This window comes from Aliivibrio kagoshimensis (assembly GCF_050337105.1).
GTDB lineage: Bacteria > Pseudomonadota > Gammaproteobacteria > Enterobacterales > Vibrionaceae > Aliivibrio_A > Aliivibrio_A kagoshimensis.
In genome coordinates this window covers 1-25,854 of record NZ_JAKJSQ010000048.1, presented here as the reverse complement: position 1 = coordinate 25,854, position 25,854 = coordinate 1, and the positions used below count along the sequence as shown (strand labels likewise).

At 45.1% G+C, this 25,854-nt stretch carries 25 protein-coding genes; 12 read left to right on the top strand and 13 right to left on the bottom strand.

Going from position 1 to position 25,854, the window contains the following annotated elements:
* Window positions 1-3: 3 nt before the first annotated feature.
* Both L4C32_RS14765 and L4C32_RS14760 read left to right on the top strand, forming a co-directional pair.
* The gene (locus L4C32_RS14765; RefSeq protein WP_428197655.1) at window positions 4-882 is read left to right on the top strand and encodes a LysR substrate-binding domain-containing protein; all 879 of its coding nucleotides are present in this window, start codon (window positions 4-6) and stop codon (window positions 880-882) included.
* Between the two features lie 193 nt (window positions 883-1,075).
* Window positions 1,076-1,507 (top strand): hypothetical protein, encoded by a 432-nt coding sequence (locus L4C32_RS14760; RefSeq protein ID WP_428197654.1) that lies wholly within the window; start codon window positions 1,076-1,078, stop codon window positions 1,505-1,507.
* A 45-nt stretch (window positions 1,508-1,552) separates the two neighbouring features.
* On the opposite strand, the gene L4C32_RS14755 is transcribed toward L4C32_RS14760, so the two are convergent.
* Window positions 1,553-2,239 (bottom strand): DNA-3-methyladenine glycosylase I, encoded by a 687-nt coding sequence (locus tag L4C32_RS14755; RefSeq protein WP_428197653.1) that lies wholly within the window; start codon window positions 2,237-2,239, stop codon window positions 1,553-1,555.
* A gap of 86 nt (window positions 2,240-2,325) precedes the next feature.
* Between L4C32_RS14755 and L4C32_RS14750 the strand changes: the two genes are divergently transcribed.
* The 4 genes from L4C32_RS14750 (at window position 2,326) to L4C32_RS14735 (ending at window position 6,255) form a co-directional block, all read left to right on the top strand.
* A complete protein-coding gene (locus tag L4C32_RS14750) occupies window positions 2,326-2,625 on the top strand; it encodes a YebG family protein (protein ID WP_428197652.1) in 300 nt (99 codons plus the stop codon).
* A 173-nt stretch (window positions 2,626-2,798) separates the two neighbouring features.
* Complete coding sequence (dapD, locus tag L4C32_RS14745) at window positions 2,799-3,830, top strand: 2,3,4,5-tetrahydropyridine-2,6-dicarboxylate N-succinyltransferase (RefSeq protein WP_428197651.1); 1,032 nt, start codon at window positions 2,799-2,801, stop codon at window positions 3,828-3,830.
* A 226-nt stretch (window positions 3,831-4,056) separates the two neighbouring features.
* Entirely contained in the window at window positions 4,057-5,448 is a 1,392-nt protein-coding gene (locus tag L4C32_RS14740) for an aldehyde dehydrogenase family protein (protein ID WP_428197650.1), read from the top strand.
* A gap of 54 nt (window positions 5,449-5,502) precedes the next feature.
* Window positions 5,503-6,255, top strand: coding sequence for a glutamine amidotransferase-related protein (locus L4C32_RS14735; protein ID WP_428197649.1), 753 nt, complete (start codon window positions 5,503-5,505; stop codon window positions 6,253-6,255).
* On the opposite strand, the gene L4C32_RS14730 is transcribed toward L4C32_RS14735, so the two are convergent.
* The gene (locus tag L4C32_RS14730; RefSeq protein WP_428197648.1) at window positions 6,252-6,584 is read right to left on the bottom strand and encodes a tRNA-binding protein; all 333 of its coding nucleotides are present in this window, start codon (window positions 6,582-6,584) and stop codon (window positions 6,252-6,254) included. The two genes, L4C32_RS14735 and L4C32_RS14730, sit on opposite strands and share 4 nt — an antisense overlap.
* A gap of 159 nt (window positions 6,585-6,743) precedes the next feature.
* Here L4C32_RS14730 and L4C32_RS14725 point away from each other — a divergent pair, with 159 nt between their 5' ends.
* Complete coding sequence (locus L4C32_RS14725; RefSeq protein WP_428197647.1) at window positions 6,744-7,742, top strand: substrate-binding domain-containing protein; 999 nt, start codon at window positions 6,744-6,746, stop codon at window positions 7,740-7,742.
* On the opposite strand, the gene galM is transcribed toward L4C32_RS14725, so the two are convergent.
* Genes galM through L4C32_RS14710 form a run of 3 tightly spaced genes read right to left on the bottom strand, consistent with a single transcriptional unit; the run spans window position 7,739 to window position 11,062 of the window.
* Window positions 7,739-8,776, bottom strand: a complete 1,038-nt coding sequence (galM, locus tag L4C32_RS14720; protein WP_428197646.1) for a galactose-1-epimerase — start codon at window positions 8,774-8,776, stop codon at window positions 7,739-7,741. The genes L4C32_RS14725 and galM overlap by 4 nt on opposite strands.
* Window positions 8,776-9,945 (bottom strand): galactokinase, encoded by a 1,170-nt coding sequence (galK, locus tag L4C32_RS14715; protein WP_428197662.1) that lies wholly within the window; start codon window positions 9,943-9,945, stop codon window positions 8,776-8,778. Before galK ends, galM begins: the two co-directional genes overlap by 1 nt.
* 22 nt (window positions 9,946-9,967) lie before the next feature.
* Window positions 9,968-11,062: a UDP-glucose--hexose-1-phosphate uridylyltransferase gene (locus tag L4C32_RS14710; protein ID WP_428197645.1), complete on the bottom strand. Its 1,095-nt coding sequence runs from the start codon at window positions 11,060-11,062 to the stop codon at window positions 9,968-9,970.
* Window positions 11,063-11,338: 276 nt separating this feature from the next.
* Between L4C32_RS14710 and ebgR the strand changes: the two genes are divergently transcribed.
* The 3 genes from ebgR to L4C32_RS14695 all read left to right on the top strand — a co-directional run bounded on the left by ebgR (window position 11,339) and on the right by L4C32_RS14695 (window position 16,018).
* The gene (ebgR, locus tag L4C32_RS14705) at window positions 11,339-12,328 is read left to right on the top strand and encodes a transcriptional regulator EbgR (protein ID WP_428197644.1); all 990 of its coding nucleotides are present in this window, start codon (window positions 11,339-11,341) and stop codon (window positions 12,326-12,328) included.
* 187 nt (window positions 12,329-12,515) lie between these two features.
* Window positions 12,516-15,569 carry a beta-galactosidase subunit alpha gene (gene ebgA, locus L4C32_RS14700; protein WP_428197643.1) on the top strand — a complete coding sequence of 1,018 codons (3,054 nt, stop codon included), beginning with the start codon at window positions 12,516-12,518 and terminating at the stop codon, window positions 15,567-15,569.
* A complete protein-coding gene (locus tag L4C32_RS14695) occupies window positions 15,566-16,018 on the top strand; it encodes a beta-galactosidase subunit beta (RefSeq protein WP_428197642.1) in 453 nt (150 codons plus the stop codon). The genes ebgA and L4C32_RS14695 overlap by 4 nt, the downstream gene beginning before the upstream one ends.
* Before the next feature lie 65 nt (window positions 16,019-16,083).
* Here L4C32_RS14695 and L4C32_RS14690 read toward each other — a convergent pair whose 3' ends face one another.
* Window positions 16,084-17,019: a LysR family transcriptional regulator gene (locus tag L4C32_RS14690; RefSeq protein ID WP_428197641.1), complete on the bottom strand. Its 936-nt coding sequence runs from the start codon at window positions 17,017-17,019 to the stop codon at window positions 16,084-16,086.
* Between the two features lie 98 nt (window positions 17,020-17,117).
* Here L4C32_RS14690 and chrA point away from each other — a divergent pair, with 98 nt between their 5' ends.
* Window positions 17,118-18,272 carry a chromate efflux transporter gene (gene chrA, locus L4C32_RS14685; RefSeq protein WP_428197640.1) on the top strand — a complete coding sequence of 385 codons (1,155 nt, stop codon included), beginning with the start codon at window positions 17,118-17,120 and terminating at the stop codon, window positions 18,270-18,272.
* Between the two features lie 23 nt (window positions 18,273-18,295).
* Here the strand turns inward: chrA and L4C32_RS14680 are convergent, their stop codons facing one another.
* Genes L4C32_RS14680 through L4C32_RS14665 form a run of 4 tightly spaced genes read right to left on the bottom strand, consistent with a single transcriptional unit; the run spans window position 18,296 to window position 21,104 of the window.
* Window positions 18,296-18,700, bottom strand: coding sequence for a type IV pilus modification PilV family protein (locus L4C32_RS14680; RefSeq protein WP_428197639.1), 405 nt, complete (start codon window positions 18,698-18,700; stop codon window positions 18,296-18,298).
* Window positions 18,690-19,937, bottom strand: a complete 1,248-nt coding sequence (locus tag L4C32_RS14675) for a hypothetical protein (RefSeq protein ID WP_428197638.1) — start codon at window positions 19,935-19,937, stop codon at window positions 18,690-18,692. The genes L4C32_RS14680 and L4C32_RS14675 overlap by 11 nt, the downstream gene beginning before the upstream one ends.
* Window positions 19,937-20,581 carry a PilW family protein gene (locus tag L4C32_RS14670; RefSeq protein ID WP_428197637.1) on the bottom strand — a complete coding sequence of 215 codons (645 nt, stop codon included), beginning with the start codon at window positions 20,579-20,581 and terminating at the stop codon, window positions 19,937-19,939. The genes L4C32_RS14675 and L4C32_RS14670 overlap by 1 nt, the downstream gene beginning before the upstream one ends.
* On the bottom strand, window positions 20,562-21,104 hold the full coding sequence (locus tag L4C32_RS14665) for a prepilin-type N-terminal cleavage/methylation domain-containing protein (protein ID WP_428197636.1): 543 nt from the start codon (window positions 21,102-21,104) through the stop codon (window positions 20,562-20,564). Before L4C32_RS14665 ends, L4C32_RS14670 begins: the two co-directional genes overlap by 20 nt.
* A 102-nt stretch (window positions 21,105-21,206) precedes the next feature.
* On the opposite strand from L4C32_RS14665, the gene L4C32_RS14660 reads away from it, so the two are divergent.
* Window positions 21,207-21,644, top strand: a complete 438-nt coding sequence (locus L4C32_RS14660) for a type IV pilin protein (RefSeq protein WP_428197635.1) — start codon at window positions 21,207-21,209, stop codon at window positions 21,642-21,644.
* A gap of 81 nt (window positions 21,645-21,725) precedes the next feature.
* Here L4C32_RS14660 and dnaJ read toward each other — a convergent pair whose 3' ends face one another.
* The 3 genes from dnaJ to L4C32_RS14645 all read right to left on the bottom strand — a co-directional run.
* Entirely contained in the window at window positions 21,726-22,868 is a 1,143-nt protein-coding gene (gene dnaJ, locus L4C32_RS14655; RefSeq protein ID WP_428197634.1) for a molecular chaperone DnaJ, read from the bottom strand.
* A gap of 163 nt (window positions 22,869-23,031) precedes the next feature.
* Entirely contained in the window at window positions 23,032-24,945 is a 1,914-nt protein-coding gene (gene dnaK / locus L4C32_RS14650) for a molecular chaperone DnaK (RefSeq protein ID WP_428197633.1), read from the bottom strand.
* Between the two features lie 200 nt (window positions 24,946-25,145).
* On the bottom strand, window positions 25,146-25,854 hold a 709-nt coding region (locus L4C32_RS14645), incomplete at its 5' end, for a helix-turn-helix transcriptional regulator (RefSeq protein ID WP_428197632.1).

The following is a 25,854-nucleotide window of genomic DNA, read 5'->3' as shown; positions in this document are numbered from 1 at the left end:
CGCGTGAATATATCGATCAAACAGTTACGTGTTTTTGTGACAGTTACTCAAGAAAAAACCATCACTTCTGCAGCCGAAAAGCTCTTTCTGTCAAAACCTGCGGTCAGTATGGCCCTGTCCGAGCTTGAAAACAACATTGGGCATAAGCTGTTTGATCGAGTGAACAATCGCCTTATTATTAACCATAATGGCAAGCGTCTACTGCCCCTTGCCGACGAGTTACTCGAAAGAGAGAACGGCATTGCTCATCTATTTGAAAATGAAAACCAACTCACTGGTGAACTGAAAATTGGGGCCAGCGATACTATAGGTAATCAAGTCGTCCCCTACCTATTGAGAGACTTTCGAAAACTTACCTTACAGCAAGAGCAGCAGCTATTAATTGGTAACACGTCGGTCATCTGTCAGAAGTTGGTCGATTATGAACTCGACATTGGATTGATCGAAGGGAAAACCCAGCATGCAGATCTGTACATGGAGCCTTGGCACACTGATGAGATGGCCATTGTCTGTTCACCTGATAACCCGCTAGCCAGAAAAGAGAACCTCTCTCTATTGGACTTTGAACAGAGTCAATGGATCGTCAGAGAAGCTGGCTCAGGCACCCGTGAATTTTTTGTACAGCGTATCGCTCCAAGAATTGAAAAGTGGACCCTCGCCTTTGAACTCAATACCACCGAAGCCATTATCAATTTTACCGCCGCGGATCTAGGGCTGGCATGCTTATCAAAACAAGCCGCACAATACGCGTTAGCCGATGGTCGTTTGGTAGAGCTCACTCTGCCTCTTGATATGAAGCGTCGCTACTGGATATTAATGCATAAAGAGAAGTACCAAAGTGCGCTGCTTAAAAGCTTTATCTCATTTTGTCAGCAGTGGTAAACGGAGCCTTGCGACCTCTATTCTCTCTACTCTGTCAAAAAATCACCAAGATTTGGTCAAGATAATTATTGTTGGAAGTAGCGACCCCAAATCACCCTAGAGTGATGTATGCACTGTTTTTAATACCTTAAAGTGATTTCAGTAACCTAATCGTTACAGATTACCTTCACTCAAATGACTTAAGGATAAATTCATGAACAGATTAAAAAAATCGGTATTACTCAGCACAATGCTCACTCTTAGCATGAATGGTTATGCACTTGCTGGTGACATTAAAATGGCATCAGTGGCGAAAGGGGATAACAGCGTCTTACTGAGTAAAGAGAGCAAACCGTTAACGATTCAACCGGGTAGCATCACGGCCAAAATGCAGTGTAAAAACAGCGACGATTTTGCTTTTATCGCTGTCTATCAGCAAGGGTTACCTACCGACGTACAGTTTCTAGAGAATATGCAGATCATGCAGCCACTCTCTGATAAAGGGAACTGGAACTCCCCAACCAAAGGGGGGGCCACCTTAACCCATAAAATCGATGTTGGTAAATATGTCGCCACGTTCTACTGCGTTGATAGACCTAAAGGCTCTTACGCAGCAAATGGTTCTATCGAGATCATGGTTAAGTAACCTCTCCCCAAACGAATAATTCCAATGCGAGCTTGAGCAAACGGTTTATACACGATTATCGCCGCAACTAAAGGCGATAACCTGACTGATTTCGCTTAAGCTTCTTCCCGACTCTTGCTGCCAATCATTAAACGCAGTCTGAGCCGCTACTTGCGCCCTTTTGGTTGTTCTGCCACTGTCTACTATATCGCACTGTCGTAGATACGCTTCGACATCAGAAGAGAGAATGAAGGTGTCTTTTCCCATCACACGTAAACTATAGGCTCCGGTGTTGCCACCTAATCGCTTGCCATGCTTTTTGAGATAATTCCATAACCCAGTAATATCTTCAGTGGGCCACTCTGCGACCATTTGCGCAAACCCGCCACCTCTCTTTTGTGCCTGTTGGATCATGCGAGCATTGGCAGGAATGGTCATCACCTTAGTAAGATGACGAATAATTTGCGGATCTTGCGCCTTTTGTTCCCACATCGTGTCGGGCATCAACAGCATCTTTTCAATATCAAAGCCAAAAAACGCCGCTTCAAAATTGGGCCATTTTTTTCTCACCACACTCCACGAGATACCACACTGAAACACTTTTTCGGTAAAACAGGCCAACCAACGATCATCAGAAATTCTGGAAAGATCGGCTGTGGTTAACGGCGTATTAATGATGCCTTCTAAGCTTTCAACACCACCTTTTCTCGCTGCTGCTCTTTGATAAATCGGTTCAAACTTTTCTCTTGTCATCACAACTCCCTTCTTTAAACTGGACATAGTGTAGATCCTACTGTATAAAAAGCCAGTAAATTTAGATTAATTATTAGGGGATGACCATGGCTGTTATCGTCAAGTACGTAGTGGAACGCAATGGAGAAGAAAAGATGACTTTTACCTCTAAAGCTGAAGCTGACGCTTATGACAAAATGTTGGATATGGCTGATGAACTATTCACATTGCTGGGTGAAAGCAAGTTATTAGAAGATGAAGCAAAACAAGAAGAGCTCTCTTTATACTTAGCGAAAAATAAAGAGGATGTTCTTGTTGCTTTAGGTGCAAAACGTAAACCTGCACCGAAAAAACCCAAAGAAGTGAAAGTGGTTGCCGACGAATCTGACTCGGAAGCCGCAGCATAACCTCGACGCAAAATCCACAGCACCATTTTAAAGCAGTAAGTCATTTGTTGGCTTGCTGCTTTCTGTTTTTATAGACTTAGTAAAGTTCTCTCTCTATGATGAATACAATTTATTAAGTAAATTTGATTATTGATGCAATAGCATCAAATTATAGAAACGGAGATTACTCTATAATGGCTACATTCTCGCTTGCTTTAGGCACTGCAACAAAAAACCGTGACGGAAAAATCATCGAAGCATTTTTCCCTAATCCACTTTTAAACCCAAGTGACGCTCTTGTTAGTGCTATCGCAAAAGTGGTTGATTACCAGGAAGGCAATCAAACACTTGAAATCGCATCAGACCAAGCCTCTCAACTCGCTGCAGCTTTTGCCGACAGTGGCGATGACGCCAACGCACGCTTTTCGACTAAAGCGGCAGCCTCTACTCAGCCTCTTGTTTTAGTTATCTTAGCGACTGATGAGAAACCAAGCTCTGTTGCTGAAGGCTTCCTAAAATTACAACTTATTTCTCACCGTTTGGTTCAACCACACGGTACTGTTTTAGATGGTATTTTCGGTCTACTTCATAACATCGCATGGACCAACGTTGGCCCTATTGATCTTCCAGAGCTAGATGAACGTCAAATTGATGCACGTCTAAATGGAGAGATCATCACCGTCGATTGTGTAGATAAGTTCCCTAAGATGGTTGATTACGTTGTTCCTGCTGGCATTCGTATTGCAGATACCTCTCGAGTGCGCCTGGGTGCACACGTTGGCCAAGGCACCACGGTAATGCATGAAGGTTTCATCAATTTCAACGCTGGTACTAAAGGTGTTAGCATGGTTGAAGGTCGCATCTCGGCGGGTGTCATGGTCGGAGAGGGTTCTGATGTCGGTGGCGGTGCCTCTATCATGGGGACTCTATCGGGTGGTGGAAAAATGGTTATCTCTATCGGTGAGAACTGCCTACTTGGTGCCAATGCCGGTCTTGGCTTCCCACTGGGTGATCGCTGTACTATTGAGTCTGGCTTATATGTCACTGCAGGCACCAAGGTTCGCATGCTTGATCTCAGCGGCAAAGAGATTGAAATAGCCAAAGCGCGCGATTTGGCTGGTCACGCCGATCTGCTGTTCCGTCGCAACTCAGTCACAGGTCAAATCGAATGTTTAACCAATAAAACTGCGGTTGAGCTGAACAACGAGTTACACCACAATAACTAGTTGTACGCTGCCTCGTTAATGGCAGACAAGCCCTAATCAATATTAAGAGCCTAAATATTCCTATTTAGGCTCTTTTTTTCTTCTCTTTCAATATCCTAAATAACATTGCAACTCCCCCACTTGCGTCTATATTTATATCATTACCTACAATATTTATCGATTCGAATTGCTCCTTTACATCCGTGTGAAGATTCCCCCATCCGACGAGCAGTAAAAGGCATTAAAAATGAGTGATGTGTTAACCAGTCGCAGTCCTATTGATGGCTCAATTTACGCCACCAGAAAACTTGCTAGCCCACCTGAGGTTGAAACAGCCGTGCATGATGCACAAGCTGCGCACCAGCAGTGGAAGGGGAGCAAACTTGCTGATAGAGCGGCGATTTGTCACCAGGTCATTGATGCCATCATCGCGAATCAAGATGAAATTGCACGCCAACTATGCTGGATGATGGGAAGACCGATTCGTTACGCCAGAGCCGAAATCCTTGCCACAGAAGAGCGCGCTCGTTATATGATCGATGCAGCCGAAGAGGCTTTAGAACCCACCGTTTTGAGTCAACTTCCAGGTTATTCCCGATATATAAAAAAAGAACCCTTAGGCACCGTACTGGTTATCTCGCCTTGGAACTACCCCTATTTAAGTGCAGTGAACACCATCATTCCAGCCATCATGGCTGGAAACAGTGTTATTTTAAAACACTCCTCTCAGACCCTACTGTGCGCTGAACAGTTTGCCAAAGCCTTTCAGCAAACTCAGATACCGGCGGAGGTATTCCAGTATCTCCATTTGAACCGCGCCGATACCCAAAAACTGGTCAAACACCCTGGTATTAATTATGTCTCTTTTACTGGTTCAGTAGAGGGTGGGAAAGCGATTAAAGCGGCGGCAGCGGATAGCATTGTTGAGGTCGGATTAGAGTTGAGTGGTAAAGATTCAAGCTACATTCGTCATGACGCCGATATTGACCATGCCGTTGAAAGCTGTATCGACGGCGCCTATTTCAATTCAGGTCAATCGTGCAGCGCCATTGAACGTATCTATGTGCACCGTACCATCTATTCGGAGTTTGTAGGCAAAGCGGAAAAGCTGATTAAACAATTCAAGCTGGGACCACCGTATGATCCTCAAGTAACACTCGGACCGGTTGTTAGCCTCTCTGCGGCAAGGTACATTCGAGCACAAATCGATGAGGCGATCGCCATGGGAGCTGTTGCTCATATTACGGCGTCAGATTTTCCCGCCGCCAATCTTAACACTTGCTATCTTGCCCCTCAATTACTCAGCAAGGTGACTCATAAAATGAGCATCATGCGTGAAGAGACCTTTGGTCCTGTAGTGGGAGTCATGCGCGTGAACAGCGATCAAGAGGCGATTGCACTGATGAACGACTCTCCATTTGGGCTTACTGCTTCTGTGTTTAGTTCAGACATCGATGCGGCTACCGAAATAGGAGAAGAGCTGCACGTTGGTACCTTCTTTATTAATCGTTGCGATTATCAAGATCCCGCTCTGGCTTGGTCTGGTACAAAAAATTCAGGCAGTGGCAGTTCATTATCGACCTTTGGTTATCACAACGTCACCCAAACTAAATCGTTTAACCTTAAAACACACCTCTAATTACTTGACTGAAGTACGCTAGGAGTCAACCAGATAGGATAAGGAAATCGTTCAATGAAGCTAGGTATCCTACTTTGTGACAATGTCAATCAAACCCTTAAAAAACAATATGGTGGCTATTCAGGCATGTTCTCGGCACTTCTCGCTCAGACAGAGGTGCCCCTTGAGATAGTCTTTTATGAGGTCTATTTAGATGACTACCCAGAAGAGATTGATGAGTGTGACGCCTATCTGTCAACTGGCAGCCAATACAGCGTTTATGACGATCTTCCATGGATACACAAACTGGTCCAGTTTGTACGTCGTCTCTATGACGCGCAAATTGGACTCGTGGGGATCTGCTTTAGTCACCAGTTGATTGCCCACGCATTGGGGGGCAAGGTGTCACTCTCTTATAATGGCTGGGGAGTTGGCATATCAACCACTCAAATCATCAATAAAAAACTTTGGATGGATCCCGAGTTATCCATAGTCGGGCTCGTTGTCAGCCATCAAGATCAAGTGGTTGAGCTGCCACCTCACACAGAGGTTATTCTTGGTTGCGATTTTTGTCCATACAGCGCCATACAGGTCGACGACCACTTTTTAGGCTTTCAAGGTCACCCTGAGTTCAGCGCCGACTTCGCATTAGCATTGATGGATTATCGACAAGATATTATCGAACCAAGCCGACTTGAACAGGGCAAACAGACGTTAGATAAAGTCGCAGACTCGCAAACGGTCGCTCACTGGATCATCAATTTTTTACATCAAAGCGTAAAAAGCCGACGTCCAACCCTGTTAGATCTCTTCAATCCACCGACTTAGACAACTTTTACTCCTGGGCTCATCAAGCGCTCAGGAGTCAGCAACACACTCTCTGATTCATCGTCCGTTTCAGCACACAGCAGCATACATTCAGACGTCTCTCCGCGCATTTTTGCTTTAGCCAAATTGGTCAATACCACAACCTGCTTGTCCATTAGCTCCTGCTCTGTGTAGTAAGGAACTAAACTGGTCACTGTCTGTAAGGTTCGCTCACCAATATCAATTTGTACGATATAAAGTTTATCGGCATTCTCATGTCGAACCACTTCAGTGATCACTCCAACTCGAATGTCCAATTTTGCAAAATCTGGGTAGGTAATTGTCGTCATTTCTGTCTTAACCTCGCTCATTTTTGATAACGTTTACATTAACAATAAAGCAAGTAATTACAGCGATCTACTTCTTACTTTATTACAAAACATTAATCAGATATTGCCATATTTTCACCACGGGGGTTAAATGGGGGTACTTAAAGTACGAGGTTATTCATGGCTACCATAAAAGATGTGGCAAAAGATGCAGGCGTCTCCATCGCTACCGTCTCGAGAGTCATTAACAAATCACCTAAAGCGAGTTCAAGATCCATTGAACTGGTTGAAAAATCGATGAAATCACTTGGATATAGACCCAATGCCAACGCTCGAGCTTTAGTCAGTAAAAGCACCAATACCATTGGGGTGATTGTCAGTGATGTCTCCGATCCCTTTTTTGGCCTCATGATTAAAGCGGTGGATGATGTCGCGCGTAAAAATGGCAAACAGGTGTTAATCGGTAACGGTTACCATAATGCCGATGATGAACGTAATGCCATTGAACTGCTGATCAATAGCCGATGTGACTCTCTAGTGGTTCACTCAAAGGCACTCAGCAATCAAGAGATCATCGATTACGCCAACGAAGTGCCCGGCTTTATTTTAATCAATCGACTTGTCCCTGAGATCGCCGAGCGCTGTATTGCTCTCGACAACTTCAAAGGGGCCTATTTGGCCACCGAATTTCTCATCAAAAATGGCCACCAGCATATCGCCTGTATTAATTCTAACCACGAGATTGAGGACAGTAGCCAGCGCAGAGATGGGTATTTACAAGCGCTTAAGGATAATCAGCTCTTCGTATCTGACAACTACATTGAACAATCTGAGCCAACGGATCTTGGCGGCGAAAAAGCGATGATGAACCTACTAGCGAAAAATTTACCGATCACCGCAACAGTGGCTTATAACGACTTTATGGCAGCGGGTGCCCTTTCTACGCTTGAAGATAATAGTATTTCAGTACCGGAGCAGATGTCGCTAGTAGGGTTTGATGACGGATTGATTGCCAAGTTTGTTCACCCTAAATTGACCACCATTCGTTACCCGATTCAGATCATGGCAGAAAAAGCGGCCTCGTTAGCGATTTTACTGGCCAAAAGTGAGCAAAAAAGCAGTAGCGTCAGTCTGTTTAATCCAACCCTAATTAAACGAAACTCAGTGAGTAAAATTTAGTCCACAATAAAGCGATATTTAGTCACCGCATGGTAGGTCTGATCAGGCTGCAATATCGAAGAGACTTGTGGCCACTCAGGATGATTCGGAGAGTCCGGCATAAACTGTGTCTCTAAGGCGATACCATCATGGTTACTATATTTATGCTGTCCACGCCCTGACGTTCCCTGTAAGAAATTACCGCTGTAGATCTGCATGGCGGGCTTGGTGGTTCTCACCTCCATAGTCAGTCGATTATCTGCCGACACCAAACAAGCCACCACCTGTTCACCGTCCGTTTTATCACTGTCCAGCAGTAGGGCGTGGTCATATCCGCTCAACAGCTTCTGATCAGCATCGTGCAAAAAATCCTGTTTAATCAACTTACGCTGATTAAAATCAAAACCACTCCCTTGTACCTCCCTCAGCTCCCCTGTGGGTATCGCCGTTTCATCAGTCACCACATAGTGGCTGGCGGCGACCTGTAATTGGTGATCAAGTGCACTAATGAATGACTCATCTCCCATCAAGTTAAAATAGGCGTGATTGGTTAAATTCACCGGACATGCTTCATCTGTGATGGCCGCATAACGAATAATGACCTCATTGTGCTCTGTTAATTGATAATGAACGGTAACCGTCACATTGCCAGGAAAACCTTGATCTCCCGCAGCAGAGTTAAGCGCTAAACGCACACCATCATGGCTTTGCTCAAGCAGACTCCATCGGCGTTTATCAAAGCCCTCCTGACCGCCATGCAAGCAGTTACTGCCCTGGTTAACCGACAGCTGAAAGGGTTGTGAACCAATCGTAAACTGTCCACCAGCAATGCGATTGGCATACCGACCGACTGTCGCCCCCAAATAGGCCTGCTGCTGCTGTTGTTTGCTGATGGTATCAACCCCTAACAGTACTTCTCTGCTTTTCTGATCGACATTAAGCTGACAACTAAGCCAAGTCGCACCAATATCCATCACCTTAATCTGAGTTCCGAGTCGATTGCGCAGCGTATACACATTTGCAGGCTGGCCATCGTGATAACACTGATTATCCATTACACAACCAGCTCAAACTGAGAAGCACCCGATTTTGCCTGACACACATAAATTGACGCTTTCAATCCCGTCATCACTTCATAATTTTCCTCAACAGCCAACCGAACCTGCTCCACTTTATCTGGGGTCATCATGGCGACAATACAGCCACCAAAGCCGCCGCCTGTCATGCGAACTCCCCCATCATTACCCAGCTGCTGCTTAACAATATCGACAAGAGTATCTACCTCTGTAACCGTGATTTCAAAGTCCTCTTTCATCGAGAGATGAGATTGCTCCATCAACTGAGCCATTCGAGGGAGATCGCCCTCTTTTAATGCGACCGCGGCCAACACCGTACGATCATTCTCACTAATCACATGCTTCGCGCGTTTGGCAACGACTTCACTGAGTTCGCTACTGCGTTGATCAAACTGTTGTAGCGTCACGTCTCGTAGCGCTTTCACTCCAAAGATTTCAGCCGCTTCTTCACACTGTTGACGGCGAGTATTGTATTCACTGTCCACCAGCCCTCTCTGTTTATTGGAGTTTATGATCATAACGATCACACCTTCCGGCAGAGGAACGGCCGTGGTCTCTAACGTTCGGCAATCAATCAACAACGCATGACTCTCTTGCCCTTCAGCCGAGATAAGTTGATCCATGATGCCGCAATTGCAACCAACAAATTCGTTCTCAGCTTGCTGGCCATTTAGCGCAATCTCTTGCTGGCTAATGTCTAAGTCATACAACGTTTTAAACGTCTGTCCAATCACCACTTCTAGAGCGGCGGATGAACTCAAGCCCGCTCCCTGTGGGACGTCACCGCTGACTGCAATATCGGCACCACCAAGTTGATAACCACGCTGCAATAAACAGCTAACCACACCTCGAATGTAGTTAGCCCACATACAATCGGCTTCAAAAGTGATCGCTTGACCAAGGTCAAACTGGTTAATCTCGTTGCCATAATCGACCGATACGATCCGAACGATGTTGTCCTCTCTTTTGCTAGCAGCCACCACCGTTTGGTAGTTAATGGCACAAGGAAGAACAAAACCATCGTTATAATCGGTATGTTCACCAATTAAGTTGACGCGTCCAGGCGCTTGAATAAATGCTTGCGCTGAATAACCAAAGCTATCTTGAAAAGATCGGCTTACTTTTTTGGCTAATACCATAGAATTCATCATAATATCTCTCGTCTTAGGCTTATAAACCGTCGTTATCTAAATAGTGAACGTCGCTGACAGCTCTCAGCTTTTCAGCCGCTTGTTCTGGCGTCAAATCTCGTTGGCTCTCCGCTAACATCTCATAACCCACCATGAACTTACGTACCGTTGCAGAGCGAAGCAGCGGTGGATAGAACAGAGCGTGCAGCTGCCAGTGATCAATATCAGTGGGGTGAGACGGGTCTAATGCGTGTTCAAAGAAAGGCGCATAATGCCAGCCCATCGAATAGGGAAATGAGCATTTGAATAGATTGTCATATCGACTGGTCAACTTTTTCAACGCCAGAGCCAAATCGACTCTCTGCTCGCCACTTAACTCGCTCATGCGGCGAATAGGTGTTTTAGGCAATAACATGGTTTCAAAGGGCCAAGCAGCCCAATAAGGGACAACCGCCAACCAGTGTTCTGTTTCTACCACTGTTCGAGATCCATCTTTCGCTTCACTCTGAACATAATCGAGTAATAGGTTACTGCCATGTTGCTGCTGATAGTCTCGTAGCTGCTTATCTTTTCTCTCTATCTCATTGGGTAAAAAGTTATTGGCCCATACCTGCCCATGTGGATGCGGTTGAGAACACCCCATCACCGCTCCTTTGTTTTCAAACGCCTGTACCCAAAGGTACTCTTTACCCAGTTCGGATATCTGCTGCTCCCAAGTGTCTACCAACGCCAAGATGCTTTCTGGTGGTAACTCAGGCAGGGTTTTACTGTGATCGGGAGAGAAACAGATAACTCGACTTAATCCACGAGCACTTTGGCTACGAAACAGTGGATTGGTTGAAGCAGGCGCATCAGGCGTGTCCGTGGTTAACGCGGCAAAGTCATTGGTGAAGACAAACGTTCCTTGGTAATCGGGATTCTTCTCTCCTGAAATACGCGAATTATTGGCGCACAGGAAACAATCGGGGTCATGGCTATCACTAGGGGTAGGTGACGGTTTTTCATCCTGACCTTGCCACGGCCGTTTTGCTCGATGCGGGGATACCAATACCCACTGTCCTGTTAACGGGTTATAACGACGATGTGGATGGTCAATGGCACTAAACTCATCGCGACTTGAATCAACACTAGACATAAGGAACTCTTTTTATCAACGAGGTGAAATTTCAATTCAGTCTATCAATCAACCAGTGATCGAACAGTGATCTAAATCCCATCAATGTAAACGTTTACACGCAGGGTTATAAACGAACTTCTACTATATTTACGCCATCATTTGCATAGCCAGCACTTTAACGGCATTAAAATCGATGAAAAAACCAATGGCTTTACTAAATTTTTCTCCATATTCATTCATAATTACACTACTATAAACAGCAGAATATTGGTCAATACGAAGTTGAGTAAGTAGATGGCAACACTAAAGGAAATAGCAGAAGCAGCATCCGTTTCATTGGCAACGGTCTCTCGAGTACTAAACGATGATCCTACACTCAGTGTAAAAGCAGAAACAAAACGTAGAGTGCTGGAGATTGCGGAAAAGCTCGAATATAAAACCATCAGTTCTCGACGAAGCTCTGTCAATCAACGTCGTTCTCTACATTTTTTGGCTCTCTATACCTACGCTCAAGAGCTCGAAGTGAATGACCCCTACTACCTCTCTATTCGTCATGGTATTGAGACTCAATGCAGTAAGCTCAACATCAAACTGAGCAGCCGTTATCTTTCAGATGACAGTGATACCCTCTCCAACGTTGATGGTGTCATCCTCATAGGAAGAGCAACGCCACAACAGCTTACTCAAGCAAAATCCTTGTCCAAGCATATTGTTTATGTTGACTATAACGATCAAGATGAGAGCATAGACTCGGTGATCGTCAACCTTAAGCAACTCAGTGTTGACGTAATTAATTTCTTTGAAAATCAAGGCTATAATAGAATTGGTTTCATCGGAGGGCAAGATAACATTGGCCAGAATGATATCCGCGCAGAGATGTGTCGTGAGTATGGTGGTTTAAAGGGCTTAGTCAGTGAAAAGGATATTTTATGTGGAACCTTTTCCAGTGCATCGGGTTATGAGCTTGCCCAGAAGATGTTACAAAGTGACTACCCTAAAGCGATATTTGTCGCCTCTGACTCTATCGCCATTGGTGTATTACGTGCAATTAATGAAAAGGGACTCTCCATCCCTAACGACATCGCGTTGATCAGCGTGAACGACATTCCCACCGCCAAGTTTACTTTCCCCCCACTAAGTACTTTCCATATACACTCTGAATTGATGGGTGTGCAAGGGGTGAACTTATTGGTTGAGCAAGAACGAGATGATAGAAAGATTCCGATCATTATTACCGTTCCGGGTGAGTTAATCCTAAGAGGTACCACCATCGATCCTAAATAATTTTTATGCAAACGACATCAACAAAAGGCAGGTATATCGACTTGCCTTTTTTTGTGCCTATTTTTCAACCAAGATCACACTATAGAAAGTGAAACGTGATCCATGCAAAGGAAAACGTTTACACAAGTATATTTTAGTAAAAGTTTTACTAAAATACTTTCAGTTTATCAATTTGTCTGGAGACAGCATGAATAACTGGGAAAATAATCACCGATTAAGTGAGAATAGAATGGCGCCAAGGGCCTACTTTTTCTCTTACCCTTCACTCAAACAGGCCTCCACGTTTGAGCGTACTATCAGTCAACATTTTCAGTTATTGAGCGGAGAATGGATCTTTGAGTTCTTTGATCATCCTCTGTTGGTCCCGGACACTTTTTATCATCAAGTGATGTCAGACTGGGGAACCATTTCAGTTCCGAGCATGTGGCAGATGGAGGGGCACGGTAATCTACAATACACCGATGAGGGCTTTCCTTTTCCTATCGACCTGCCGTTTGTGCCGAGTAACAACCCCACCGGAGCTTATCAACGCACTTTCTCCCTCTCTGAAAGTGCAGCCCAACGCCAAACCATCATCAAATTTGACGGTGTGGAGACCTATTTTGAACTCTATGTGAATGGCCATTATGTCGGTTTCAGTAAAGGCAGTCGTTTAACCGCTGAATTTGATATCTCCCCTTTTTCTAAAGCAGGAGACAACCTACTCTGCGTCCGTGTTATGCAGTGGGCAGATTCAACCTATATTGAAGATCAGGATATGTGGTGGACTGCAGGTATTTTCAGGGATGTCTATATCGTCAGTAAAAATCACCTACATATTCATGATCTCGCTATCAACACAAAATTTGATGATAACTATCACAATGCCACTCTAAGTTGCGCTATTGATCTTGCTAACCTTGGCCAAGAGGTCCTCTCAGATTACCTACTCGACTATGCGTTATACGATGGTCAACAGTTACTTTCTCAGCAGAGCATGACCATTAACAGTGAACATTTTGAACTGGAAATAGCCGTTAACCACCCTGTTCAATGGAGCGCAGAAAATCCTTACCTTTATCAGCTCTTTTTAACCCTGAAACAGAGCAATGGCACTGTGATTGAAGTGGTGCCACAACAGATAGGGTTTCGCGATATCAAAATAAGAAACGGTCTGTTCTACATCAATGGTCACTACGCCAAACTTCATGGGGTTAACCGTCACGATAACGACCACATTAAAGGTCGCGCGGTCACTGTTGAGCGTATGGAGCAAGATATTCGCCTCATGAAACAACACAATATCAACTCGGTGCGAACGGCTCATTATCCCAACGACCCCAGGTTTTACGAGTTATGTGATCAGTACGGACTGTTTGTATTAGCTGAAACCGATGTGGAGACCCACGGTTTTGCCAATGTCGGCAACCTAGAAAGAATCACAGATGATCCAAGCTGGGAAGCGGCCTTTGTCGAGCGTATTGTTCGTCATATTCATGCTCAGAGAAACCACCCAAGCATCATTATGTGGTCACTGGGCAATGAGTCCGGTTATGGCTGCAATATTCGCGCGATGTGCGCCGCAGCGAAAGCCATTGATAAGAGCCGCTTGATCCATTATGAAGAGGATCGAGATGCTGAAGTGGTGGATGTCGTCAGTACCATGTACTCACGCGTTCAATTGATGAACTATTTCGGTGAGTGCCCAATGGATAAACCTCGCATTATTTGTGAATACGCTCACGCAATGGGGAACGGACCAGGTGGCCTAACCGAGTATCAAAATGTATTTGATAAACACGATCATATTCAAGGTCACTACATTTGGGAGTGGTGTGATCACGGGCTGTTATCCACTGATGAAAAGGGCAAGGATCTGTACAAATATGGCGGCGACTTTGGTGATTACCCAAATAATTACAACTTCTGTATGGATGGTTTAATCTACTCCAACCAGCAGCCAGGTCCGGGGCTGCGAGAATATAAACAGGTGATCTCCCCAATAAAAGTGACAGCACAAGAAGCAAGTACCGGTATTCTCACCATTAGTAACCGTTACTGGTTCTCTGATATGGACGACATCACTCTTTATGTGGACATCAAAGCAGAAGGTGAATCACTGCATCAACAACAGCTCAAAGTATTGGAGTTATCCCCGAGGCAAGATAGGGATATTCAAGTCACACTGCCCACGCTTGATGAGCGAGAAGTTTTCATTCATATCGCGGTGAAAAAAGAGAGTAAAACCCGATACAGCGATGCCAATCACCTACTGGCTCACTATCAATTTCAAGTGAAAGAGAGCACCTCACCAGCGTCTGATAACCTATCTGAAAAAGCCATTATGTCGCTATTCAATATTCACGAGTTAACCGTCGACGAGCAGCGTCTACAGTGGGTGATCAGTGGCCATGGTTTTTTCATCTGCTTCTCTAAATTGGATGGCAAGCTTACCTCTTGGCGAGTCGGTTCTGAAGAGCTTATCGCCTCATCACCTAAACTCAGTTTCTTCAAGCCGATGATCGATAATCACAAGCAGGAGTACGAAGGATTGTGGCACCCTGCGCATCTACAGATCATGCAAGAGCATTTCCGCTCGTTAACGGTAACTATCGAATCGGATCATGTCATCGTCCATACCGAGAGTATTATCGCGCCTCCTGTATTTGATTTTGGTATGCGCTGTCACTATCAGTATCGCATCGATGCAGATGGGAAGATCACCGTGAGCCTCAGTGGTAATCGATACGGTGACTACCCACACGTTATTCCAGCGATTGGGCTGGATATCGGCATTGCTAAGCAGTTTGATCAAGTTGAATACTATGGTCGAGGTCCCGATGAGAACTATCAAGACAGTAAACAGAGCAATCTCATCGACCGTTATCAAACCACTGTCGCTCAAATGTTTGAGAACTACCCGTTCCCGCAAAACAATGGCAACCGTCAAGAGGTTCGCTGGACATCCTTAGTCAATCAACACGGTCAAGGTCTACTGGTTAAACCCAAGCAGTTGATCAACTTCAGTGCCTGGCACTTCACCAACCAAGATATTCATCAAGCTCAACATACCAATGAGTTAACACCGAGTGGTTTTATCACCCTCAATCTCGATCACCAAGTGATGGGGTTAGGGTCAAACTCTTGGGGATCAGAGGTGCTCGACTCCTACCGAGTTTACATGGACGCCTTTGATTACGCCTTCACGCTGATCCCTTGTCAACACAGCATTAATAATCTTCTTAAAGGAGAGCAACAGTGATCATATTAGACAATATCGAACAGTTTACTGCGCTCTATAAAGAGGGACGCAAATGGCAACGTTGTCTTGAGGCGATAGACAACATCAACAACATTCGTCCTGACGTGTATCACTCGATTGGGGACTCCTTAGTCTACAAACTAGAGAGTGGACAGACGCAACCCAGCGAAGTATTTGTGGGCTACCGACGCTATCTCGATGTGCACTACTACCTAGATGGCGAAGAGAATATTGAGGTGGCGGCCAAACAAAAACTCACCCTATCCACCCCTTATCAGGACGAGAGTGACCGCGAATTTTTTACCGGCAGTGGCGAACGATTGACCCTTGGTCATGGTCAAGTCGTTCTTTTTGAAAATCATGAAGCATATCGTTTTTATGGTCACTCATCACGAAACAAAGTGGTGTTAAAAGTCACCATTGAAGATGGCTATTTTTTGAATAAGTAACCTGTATTTAATTGCCCTATCCAACAAGCAGCCATCAATCCCATTGGTGGCTGTTCCCCCCTCAATCATGATTGCTTTAACCGTTTCACCTCATTTAATATCGCTTCGCTCGCGACCTCTCGCAACCAAAGGCTTCTTCCGTGCTGATCATTGCGTTTCTCCCACAGCATATCAATATCAAAATCAGGTACCTCTACGGGGGGGTTATCGCACGCCAGATCGTGAGAAAAGAGATCCAACTTAGCCATCAACTCCGGGACCACGCACAACAGCTTCCTCCCTCTAATTAGATGACGAAGTGTTAAGAAATTTCGAGAGGTAATGCTTACCGTGCGCTGTTTATCCAGTTCTGCCAGCTGGCTATCTACCCCACTGGTCAATTGACCATTCGGACTGGCTAATGCATGGGGAACAGAGAGGTAATCACTCATGGTTATAGGAAGGTTTATCCCCGTAGACTGGGGATCAAACAAACAGACATGTTGCTCGGTATAAAGGTGAGTGCGGGTAAAGTGACTGGTGGATTCAGCCACACTGCCAATCATAAAATCGAGTTGATAATCGAGAAATGCCTGCTGATAACTGCTCCTATCCACATTGTAAAAACAGATCTGACTGAAAGGCGCTTGCTGCAAAATGGCATCAAATAACGCAGGAGCAAATAGCAACTCAGCATAATCGGTCAAGCCAATTTTTAACTTCCCTTGATACTCATTCGGTTCAAAACCTGATGAGTGCAGCACTTGTTCTGAGATCTGATTGAGAATATGAGTGATCACTGGGGCCAGTTCTAACGCCTTTTTGCTGGGCATCATCACCTGACCTTGTCGCTCAAACAGAGGATCATCGAGTAGCCCTCTCAATCTGGATAAGCTGTGGCTCATGGCAGACTGACCGACAGAGAGTTTATCGGCAGCCTTTGAAACACTGCGCTGTGTCATCAAAGTATCAAAAACCACCAGTAAATTAAGATCCACAGCACGCCAATTAATATTATTCATAACTATAACCAAAACAATCAATTTGAATCATTATATGTTTTTTATTATCGTGTGTGCAGTAAGAATTTTCATCATTTTGTTATAAAAAGGTCACTCATATGCTCGATATTTTCATTAAATTTTTTATGCTTGGTTGGGTCAGTTTTGGTGGTCCTGCAGCGCATATCGGCTATTTTAGGCACGCTTTTGTTGAAAAGCACCAATGGCTCAGTGACAAGGAGTACGGCCAATTTGTAGCCCTAAGTCAGTTTTTACCCGGCCCAGGCTCTAGCCAAGTTGGTTTCTCTATCGGTTACCATCGCGGGGGTATTCTTGGTGCCATTGCCGCCTTTTTAGGTTTTACCCTACCCTCAGTAATTTTGATGTTAGTCATCGCTGCGCTCAGTACCCTGCTCACCGACAACACCTTTTTTCAAGGTGCTGTACATGGTCTAAAAATATTGGCGGTCATCGTGGTGACCGATGCAGCGTGGGGAATGTTCAATAACTTTTGCAAACAGAAAGTTGGCGTCGCCTTAGCCGTTTTCACCGCCATGGTGCTGTTAGTTGCTCCCTCAATACTCACTCAAATCTTGGTGTTGCTGTTTGCCGCCATCGTTGGACGTTTTCAGATGTCGGATACCCCTCCGACAAGCCCCGTCGAACAAGGTAAATTTCAGCTAAACTGGATCTCATTAGTTATCTTTGTTGGGCTGTTAATCGGCTTGCCAACATTGGCTCACTATTCTGACCAGATAGCGCTGTTTTCTAATTTCTACCAAGCGGGTAGCCTAGTGTTTGGTGGCGGTCATGTGGTTCTGCCGCTACTAGAAAATTTAGTCGGTGATCAACTGTCACAAGATGCCTTTTTAACCGGATATGCCACCGCTCAAGCCGTACCGGGTCCGATGTTTACCTTCGCCACTTTCCTCGGTTATGAACTGCTGCCTAACACCCCAATATGGGGCGCACTCATCGCCACCCTTGCGGTCTTTTTACCGGGGTTCTTGCTGGTGTTAGTAGTATTAAAAAACTGGCAACAGCTCGCTGCTATCCCAGCCCTTTCAGGGGCGATGAATGGGGTAAACGCTGCGGTTGTAGGGCTGTTATTATCTGCGCTTTATCAACCAGTCTTTCAAAGTGCAGTCGGTAACGGTATTGATATGGCCTTGGTTATACTCGGTGTTTATCTGCTGAAAAGCATCAAATTGCCGATTGTTGCCATGGTGGGATTCTACCTTGCTGTTGGTATGCTTTTACCGCTACTCAGCTAAATCGATATCCCTAAACTCAACACTCAATAATCCCCACTGTAGCGAGAGAGTGAGCTGGTCAAGGTGACTGACTCACTCTGCTGCCAACGGTTATCCCATGAGGCAATAATCGTCACGCTTTTTAAACGCACGATATCCTCCACTGTTTGCAGGTTGTCCACACGCCATGTGAGCGCAATGCCATTCACCATCACGGCACTACTTTGTGTCACTATCTGCTCAAAGGTCAGTGGACTGCCTAGTGCCGAGTGAGCTCGAAAACGCTCCATTTGGGCATTGGCCGCATAGAGTGCATCAATACTTCTCAGCGCATTTTCAGCCTCTCTCTCCATGGTAACTTGCACCTTCACCAAGCCAGTAAACGCCACCATAAATAGTGTGCTGGCGATAACGACCTCAAGCAGACTAAACCCTCGGTTAATAGTCACGCCAAGATCCAATTTGCCAACGAGTCTCTCGAATTTTTTTCAGTGCACCATCTAGCAACCCACCGCTAAACGCCCCGTTAATGTCTGCCGAAAATAATGCGGTAAGATGCGGAGCGTCCAATACGTATCCTCCTTTGGCATAAAAGCCGCCGCTTTGATAATAACTCAGCTGGGATAGGGTCATCCCCAAAGGAACAGGGGTCAACTGATGCGACTCTGTTGAGCTCCATAACAACTCACTCGGTACAAAGGTACTCCCCTCAGTCACGATCTGATAGATAAGAGCGGAAAGCCCCTGCTCACCGTTGGTCGCGAAAATACCATCATGTACCACCAGCAACACCCCTTGCACATTCGAGTTAGCGGTAATTGCCGCCTCAATCTCTGTCACATCCAGTGCACTCTGTTTCAACTCGCAGCTCCCATATAACCAGATCAAATCGTGACCGTCCTCAATGGCTGCGACTATCTTAGCGCCGCAGTTCTCAATCATCGCTGATGGAGGGAGCGCGCTATCCACATCCGGTAGTCCCTGTGGAATCTGATAAAACTTCCCACCATACATCAGGCTTTTCCAATCTGATCTTGGGACATCAAAGCGCTGCATAAACAGATCATCAACGCCATCATTCGACACATCGGCTAATAATACGTTTTGCGTCAAATGCGTCGCCGCACAAGTTTGTGCATTGGGAAAATCGTCATAAGGTGGCCTCATAGCATCCAAGTTAGCGTTAGTCAGTTGGCCATTTAATGATAAGTTGGCCTGATAACTCACTAATTTACACAGCCAGTCCCCCCCTGCGTTTTGCTCACGCGCATCGGGCGTGAATGAAAGATTGCCATTAACTAACAAATTGGAGCGAGCTTGAATCACCCCCGCAGACCGATCGTTGAATAACCTCAATCGTTTACTGATCGTCCTACCGCTGTTCATCGTGACGCTAAGGGTGTGCGGGTAAGCAGGTAACAATTGCAACTCCTCACTCTCAATCCCCAAATTGAGACACTGTTGCTGAAGATCTTCCGGAGCTCTGCCCTGAGCTGAAATAATGGAAAATGCGCACTCAAGCGCCGACTCAGCCAACCAAAACTGCTGCAGAGTTTCTACCTCATTTTGAACACGTTTAATCTGAAAAAAGAGACGTTGATAACTGGATAGGGTGAGCACCAGAATCAATAGCAGCAATAGACAAGTGATCAATAAACTGGCTGCGCCTTGCATTCGAGCTTTCATTAATAGGAGTTCCTAATCGTTAACTGATTGCGTACGGTTTTACGCCATTGAGGCGCAGCCGTTAACTCCCCTGTTATGCTTATTTCAAGAGTAAGAAAACGGCCCCTTTTCCGCTCGAATTCAGTTTGGCGAAAGTAAAAATCTCTAATTTTAATTACGCTTTGATCCACTAAGGAACGTACAGCGCCAGCATCACACACCCATTCAGCGTCCATGGTGGGCAGATCCCCCTCAGAGAACGCTACTGGCTTGTAACAGTACTGCAGGATATCCACGCTTGGTTTATAGCGAAACGTTGTCACTTGCCATTGCTGAAGGCTCTGCTGATATAGGAAAGAGAGTGAAGGCGTACTGGAAGAGGGCGCAGCGGCAATCACTTGTTCACTGCCTGCAAGGCGATACGGCAAAGCGCTACTTGAGTACCCCGCCCGTAATAACTCTGCACTGAGCAGTTGCATAGCATCGTTTAACCCCTGGGTTAATCGCAGTTGTTGCTGCTGTTTTATTAACAATCGAGTACCCGCGACATGCAGAGAAACCACGCTCATTACGGTTATCAACGTAATGGCAGCAGAGACCAACACTTCAAGCAGAGTCATTCCCTGTTGTAATGGATGCCTCCCCTTAACAGCGACGATAGCCAAGATAACTCCCTAGATAACTGCAACTTCGAATTCGCCCCGTTCCCAAATTCATCATCACTTTTATCTTCTGTTCGTTGTTATGTCGTACCCAATAACTGCCAGAACGGTTGGTAGAGCCTCGCAAAGGCTCAATAGAAAATTGCTTAAAATTCATATGGCCAATTTTCAGTGGTATACCGCTAAACTTCTTTCCATCAAGCAACATAAGGGCGTGCTCTTGTGCGCTGGCAATATCAACCACTGAAGCTAGGTTCTGCGGCTCTACCAGGACAATCATCCAATCCCCTTCCTGCCGATATTGATTATGCCTCTCATCGTTACGAACATAGAGAACGGACAGCACCTCATGACGTGCTATCGCTTCCGATTTCGCAGCCACTAAAAACCACTCCAGCTCAGTGACTAAACCTCTGGTTCGATTGAGTTGTATCGTCTGAGTAAATAGCGGTATCGCTGCATTTGTTATCACCCCAACAATAAACAGCGCAACCAGTAACTCTATTAAGCTAAATCCGCGACTCATTTCTCACTTCCCTTTCGCTATCGAAATCATGGTGACCAAAAAGAGAGAAGTTAACCAGAGTGAAGTACAACAGAGCAAAGACCAAGCAGCGGAGTTTCTACCATGATTCATAAAAGCAGCTTCAAGAGTGACAACTATTATTACCGTGGCGTGACTCTGATCGAATTGTTGGTCACTCTGTTTGTAATTGCCCTGCTCGCCTCTGCCGTTTACCCGTCCTTGCAACAGCACGTTGTTAAAGGGCATAGGGTTCAAGCGATGAGTGATTTAATGGCGATTCAACTGCAGCTAGAGAGAAGCTACACCGGCAGTTATGATCTCACCCTTATAGAGGCGGGAAGTTGCTCCGTATGTGATTCTGATATTACTCGCTATACCATTAGCTACACCACAGGTTCGGGTATGGATCGCTATCGTATTGTCGCGACACCAACCTCACAGACAGTGCAAGAGAGTGATCGATGTGGCACATTATCCATCAATGCAGCAGGAGTTCGCTCTGCCTATAAAGATGCGGACTTCGTTGAGGGGTGCTGGTAAACAGAGGAGTTTTGAACAAAAAAAAAGCAAAGACGGTAAGGTCTTTGCTCTTCAATTGTTTCGACAGATAACCGTCTCGACTTAGCTGGTTAAGTCATCAAAGAAGTTTTTCACGCCTTTAAAGAAACCATCGGCTTTAGGTTTATGCTTTTCAGCATGTTTACCACCGCAACTCTCTTCAAACTCTTTAAGCAACTCTTTCTGACGTGAACTTAACTTCACTGGCGTTTCAACCACCAGTTTACAGATCAAGTCACCAACCCCGCCGCCACGTACCGACTTAACCCCTTTGCCACGCATGCGGAACATACGGCCAGTTTGTGTCTCAGCAGGTACTTTCAAGCTAACACGGCCATCAAGTGTAGGAACTTCAACTTCTCCACCTAAAGCAGCCATTGAGAAACTCACTGGCACTTCACAGTAAAGGTTATTACCATCACGATCGAAAATCTTATGATCACGAACATGTACTTGAACATACAAATCACCCGCTGGAGCACCAAACTCTCCGGCTTCGCCTTCACCAGAAAGACGAATACGATCGCCAGTATCTACACCTGAAGGGATCTTAACATTCAATGTCTTAGTCTTGTTCTTACGACCTTGACCATGACAACTTTCACACGGCTCTTTAATGATCTTACCGCGACCGTGACAGGTTGGACAGGCTTGTTGAACCGCGAAGAAACCTTGGCGCATCTGTACTTGGCCTTGACCATGACAAGTACCACACGTTTGTGCTGACGTGCCTTTCTTAGCACCTGAGCCATGACAGGTATCACAGCCAACAAGAGTAGGGACTTCGATCGACTTCTCACAACCACGAACCGCTTCTTCTAAGCTAAGCTCCATGTTGTAACGTAAATCAGAACCACGTTGTGCACGTTGCTGACCACCGCCGCCACGACGACCACCGCCAAAAATATCACCGAATACATCACCGAAGATATCGCCGAAGTCACCTTGACCGCCGCCGAAACCGCCACCGCCGCCACCTTGTTCAAAAGCGGCATGACCGTGTTGATCATAAGCAGCACGTTTTTGAGCATCCGTTAAGATCTCATACGCTTCTTTCACTTCTTTAAATTTTTCAGCAGACGTTTCATCACCCTGATTACGATCGGGGTGAAGCTTCATCGCTAGACGCTTATACGCCTTTTTAATATCACGTTCAGGAGTATCACGGCCAACACCGAGTACTTCGTAATAATCACGTTTAGACATAATGACAAACACCTAGTCTTTATATCAATCCAGATAATGGATCGAAAATTAATAATAGTTTCAAGCAATTATCTGGACTGCTTATCGATACTTTAAGATACAAGCACGGGCGCAAAGGTTTCCCTTAACGCCCGTACCAAAAGAAAATTAAGAACTTACGGTCTTATTTCTTCTCTTCGTCTTTAACTTCTTCGAACTCAGCATCAACAACGTCGTCATCTTGCTTTGGTTCTTCACCCGCTTCAGCACCTTGCTCTGCTTGAGCTTTTTGCTGTGCCATTTCCATCAGCTTTTGAGCTGCGGTAACTAGCGCTTGAACTTTCGCATCAATCGCTTCTTTATCTTCGCCTTTCTTCGCTTCTTCAAGCTCAGAAATTGCGGCTTCAATGGCTGTTTTCTCTTCAGCTGGAAGTGCGTCACCCGCTTCTTCAATCTGCTTTTGAGTGCCGTGAATCATTTGATCAGCTTGGTTACGAGCGGTTACTAGCTCTTCAAATTTAGCATCAGCATCTTTGTTTGCTTCAGCTTCTTGAACCATCTTCTCGATATCCGCATCGCTTAGGCCGCCAGAAGCTTGAATCGTAATCTTCTGCTCTTTACCTGTTGTTTTGTCTTTCGCTGATACGTGTAAGATACCATCTGCATCAAGGTCGAAAGTCACATCAATTTGAGCCATGCCACGTGGAGCAGCTTGGATGCCTTCAAGGTTGAATTGACCTAAAGACTTATTGAAAGAGGCTTGCTTACGCTCACCTTGAAGTACGTGGATCGTTACCGCACTTTGGTTATCTTCAGCAGTTGAGAATACTTGATTCGCTTTAGTTGGAATCGTTGTATTTTTCTCAACAAGTTTTGTCATTACGCCACCCATTGTCTCAATACCTAGAGACAGAGGCGTTACGTCAAGTAGAAGAACGTCAGTTACGTCACCAGCAAGTACACCACCTTGAACGGCTGCGCCCATTGCTACTGCTTCATCCGGGTTAACATCTTTACGTGGTGCTTTGCCGAAGAACGCTTCAACTTTAGCTTGAACTAGAGGCATACGCGTCTGTCCACCAACAACGATAACGTCAGTGATGTCACCAACAGAAAGGTCTGCATCAGCAAGAGCAACAGAGAGAGGCTTAAGAGAGCGCTCTACAAGATCTTCAACAAGAGACTCAAGCTTCGCACGAGTCACTTTAATGTTCATGTGCTTAGGACCAGTTGCATCTGCCGTGATATACGGAAGGTTTACATCAGTCTGCTGCGTAGAAGAGAGTTCGATTTTTGCTTTTTCTGCCGCTTCTTTTAGACGCTGCATTGCAAGAGGATCACTCTTAAGGTTGAAGCCTTGCTCTTTTTTGAACTCATCGACTAAGTAGTTGATCAAACGGTTATCGAAATCTTCACCACCAAGGTGCGTATCACCATTGGTTGCTAGTACTTCAAATGTTTTCTCGCCTTCAACTTCATCGATTTCGATGATAGAGATATCGAAAGTACCACCACCAAGATCATAAACTGCGATAGTGCGATCGCCGCCAGACTTATCAAGGCCGTATGCTAGAGCAGCAGCTGTTGGTTCGTTGATGATACGTTTAACTTCAAGTCCAGCAATACGGCCAGCATCTTTAGTCGCTTGACGCTGTGCATCGTTGAAATAGGCAGGAACGGTAATAACAGCAGCAGTAACCTCTTCCCCGAGGAAGTCTTCTGCTGTTTTTTTCATTTTTTTCAGTATTTCAGCTGAGATTTGCGGAGCGGCCATCTTTTGGCCCTGTGCTTCAACCCAAGCATCACCGTTGTCTGCTTTAACAATTTTGTAAGGCATGATTTCGATGTCACGTTGAACTTCTTCGTCCTCAAAACGACGACCGATCAAACGTTTGATTGCAAATACTGTGTTTTCTGGGTTAGTTACTGCCTGACGTTTTGCAGGTTGGCCTACCAGTGTTTCACCATCTGTATACGCGATTACTGATGCAGTTGTGCGTTCGCCTTCTGCATTCTCTAATACGCGTGGAGCATCGCCATCTAAAACAGCAACACAAGAGTTAGTAGTACCTAAATCAATACCAATGATTTTACCCATCAGACTTTCTCCAAAAATTTCATATAATTCATATAACACCTCAACTAAGAGGCTGACGTGAGGATTTTCACCCCAAAACTAAAAGTTTTTCTGTATGAAGAGTAAATAAGGGCAAGAAATGGCTTTTCAAGGGCAAAGGTCAAAAAAAAGAGATTTCTTTTGCCTTTTATTGCCCTTTTTAAAAAAAACGCAGCTTTTGGCTAATGGTGACAGCGACGATAGGCGGTTGGGCTGAGTGACATGTGTTTTTTAAATACCCTTGAAAAATAAGAGACATCTTTAAAACCACACTGGTAAGCCACTGAGATAATTTTCACTTGTCGATCCTTTAATAGAAGATGACACGCCAGTTTCACCCTCTCATTCATGATGTAACTCCAGCAGCTCTCCCCCATCAAACGGCGAAACAGTCGAGAAAAATAGGTGACCGAATAGTGGCAGTAGCTGGCTAACTCCTCCTCTTTGATTGTTTTTGACATGTTATGTGCGATGTAATCTAACGCGGGACGAATTGCATTCAATGACGAAGTAAGGTGCACAATTTTATTATCATTGGCAGCAACACTCTGAGTGCTGATATCAACCTCAGACACTAAATAGTCAGGTAGTGGCTGATTCTCTTCCAGTTGATTTAACCACTCTATTGGCTCATCACCTTCAGAATAAATAACATGATGACCTTTCAAAGCGCTATTAATATAGTCGTCATTTTCAGTACTAATAGCCGCATCACTATTAACAGATATAATAATAAACTTCTTATTCAACCGTTCACATAAGCGAATGGCATTTATAACAAGGTGGCTGTTATCTTTTCTGTCAAAGCCAATCGCAATATAACAGAAGAGACAGTGTTCAAGGTACCTAGGATCTCCTTTACAATTAACAAAATTAAATTCCTCCTTAACT

Bases quoted from the DNA above. Each gene is read 5' to 3' on its own strand.
- L4C32_RS14675 (WP_428197638.1), bottom strand. From the start codon at position 19,937: ATGAAAGCTCGAATGCAAGGCGCAGCCAGTTTATTGATCACTTGTCTA.
- L4C32_RS14725 (WP_428197647.1), top strand. From the start codon at position 6,744: ATGGCTACCATAAAAGATGTGGCAAAAGATGCAGGCGTCTCCATCGCT.
- galM (WP_428197646.1), bottom strand. From the start codon at position 8,776: ATGGATAATCAGTGTTATCACGATGGCCAGCCTGCAAATGTGTATACG.
- L4C32_RS14755 (WP_428197653.1), bottom strand. From the start codon at position 2,239: ATGACAAGAGAAAAGTTTGAACCGATTTATCAAAGAGCAGCAGCGAGA.
- L4C32_RS14750 (WP_428197652.1), top strand. From the start codon at position 2,326: ATGGCTGTTATCGTCAAGTACGTAGTGGAACGCAATGGAGAAGAAAAG.
- chrA (WP_428197640.1), top strand. From the start codon at position 17,118: ATGCTCGATATTTTCATTAAATTTTTTATGCTTGGTTGGGTCAGTTTT.
- galK (WP_428197662.1), bottom strand. From the start codon at position 9,945: ATGAATTCTATGGTATTAGCCAAAAAAGTAAGCCGATCTTTTCAAGAT.
- L4C32_RS14690 (WP_428197641.1), bottom strand. From the start codon at position 17,019: ATGAATAATATTAATTGGCGTGCTGTGGATCTTAATTTACTGGTGGTT.
- L4C32_RS14730 (WP_428197648.1), bottom strand. From the start codon at position 6,584: ATGACGACAATTACCTACCCAGATTTTGCAAAATTGGACATTCGAGTT.
- L4C32_RS14740 (WP_428197650.1), top strand. From the start codon at position 4,057: ATGAGTGATGTGTTAACCAGTCGCAGTCCTATTGATGGCTCAATTTAC.
- dapD (WP_428197651.1), top strand. From the start codon at position 2,799: ATGGCTACATTCTCGCTTGCTTTAGGCACTGCAACAAAAAACCGTGAC.
- L4C32_RS14760 (WP_428197654.1), top strand. From the start codon at position 1,076: ATGAACAGATTAAAAAAATCGGTATTACTCAGCACAATGCTCACTCTT.
- ebgR (WP_428197644.1), top strand. From the start codon at position 11,339: ATGGCAACACTAAAGGAAATAGCAGAAGCAGCATCCGTTTCATTGGCA.
- L4C32_RS14660 (WP_428197635.1), top strand. From the start codon at position 21,207: ATGATTCATAAAAGCAGCTTCAAGAGTGACAACTATTATTACCGTGGC.
- dnaJ (WP_428197634.1), bottom strand. From the start codon at position 22,868: ATGTCTAAACGTGATTATTACGAAGTACTCGGTGTTGGCCGTGATACT.
- dnaK (WP_428197633.1), bottom strand. From the start codon at position 24,945: ATGGGTAAAATCATTGGTATTGATTTAGGTACTACTAACTCTTGTGTT.
- L4C32_RS14735 (WP_428197649.1), top strand. From the start codon at position 5,503: ATGAAGCTAGGTATCCTACTTTGTGACAATGTCAATCAAACCCTTAAA.
- L4C32_RS14710 (WP_428197645.1), bottom strand. From the start codon at position 11,062: ATGTCTAGTGTTGATTCAAGTCGCGATGAGTTTAGTGCCATTGACCAT.
- L4C32_RS14665 (WP_428197636.1), bottom strand. From the start codon at position 21,104: ATGAGTCGCGGATTTAGCTTAATAGAGTTACTGGTTGCGCTGTTTATT.
- ebgA (WP_428197643.1), top strand. From the start codon at position 12,516: ATGAATAACTGGGAAAATAATCACCGATTAAGTGAGAATAGAATGGCG.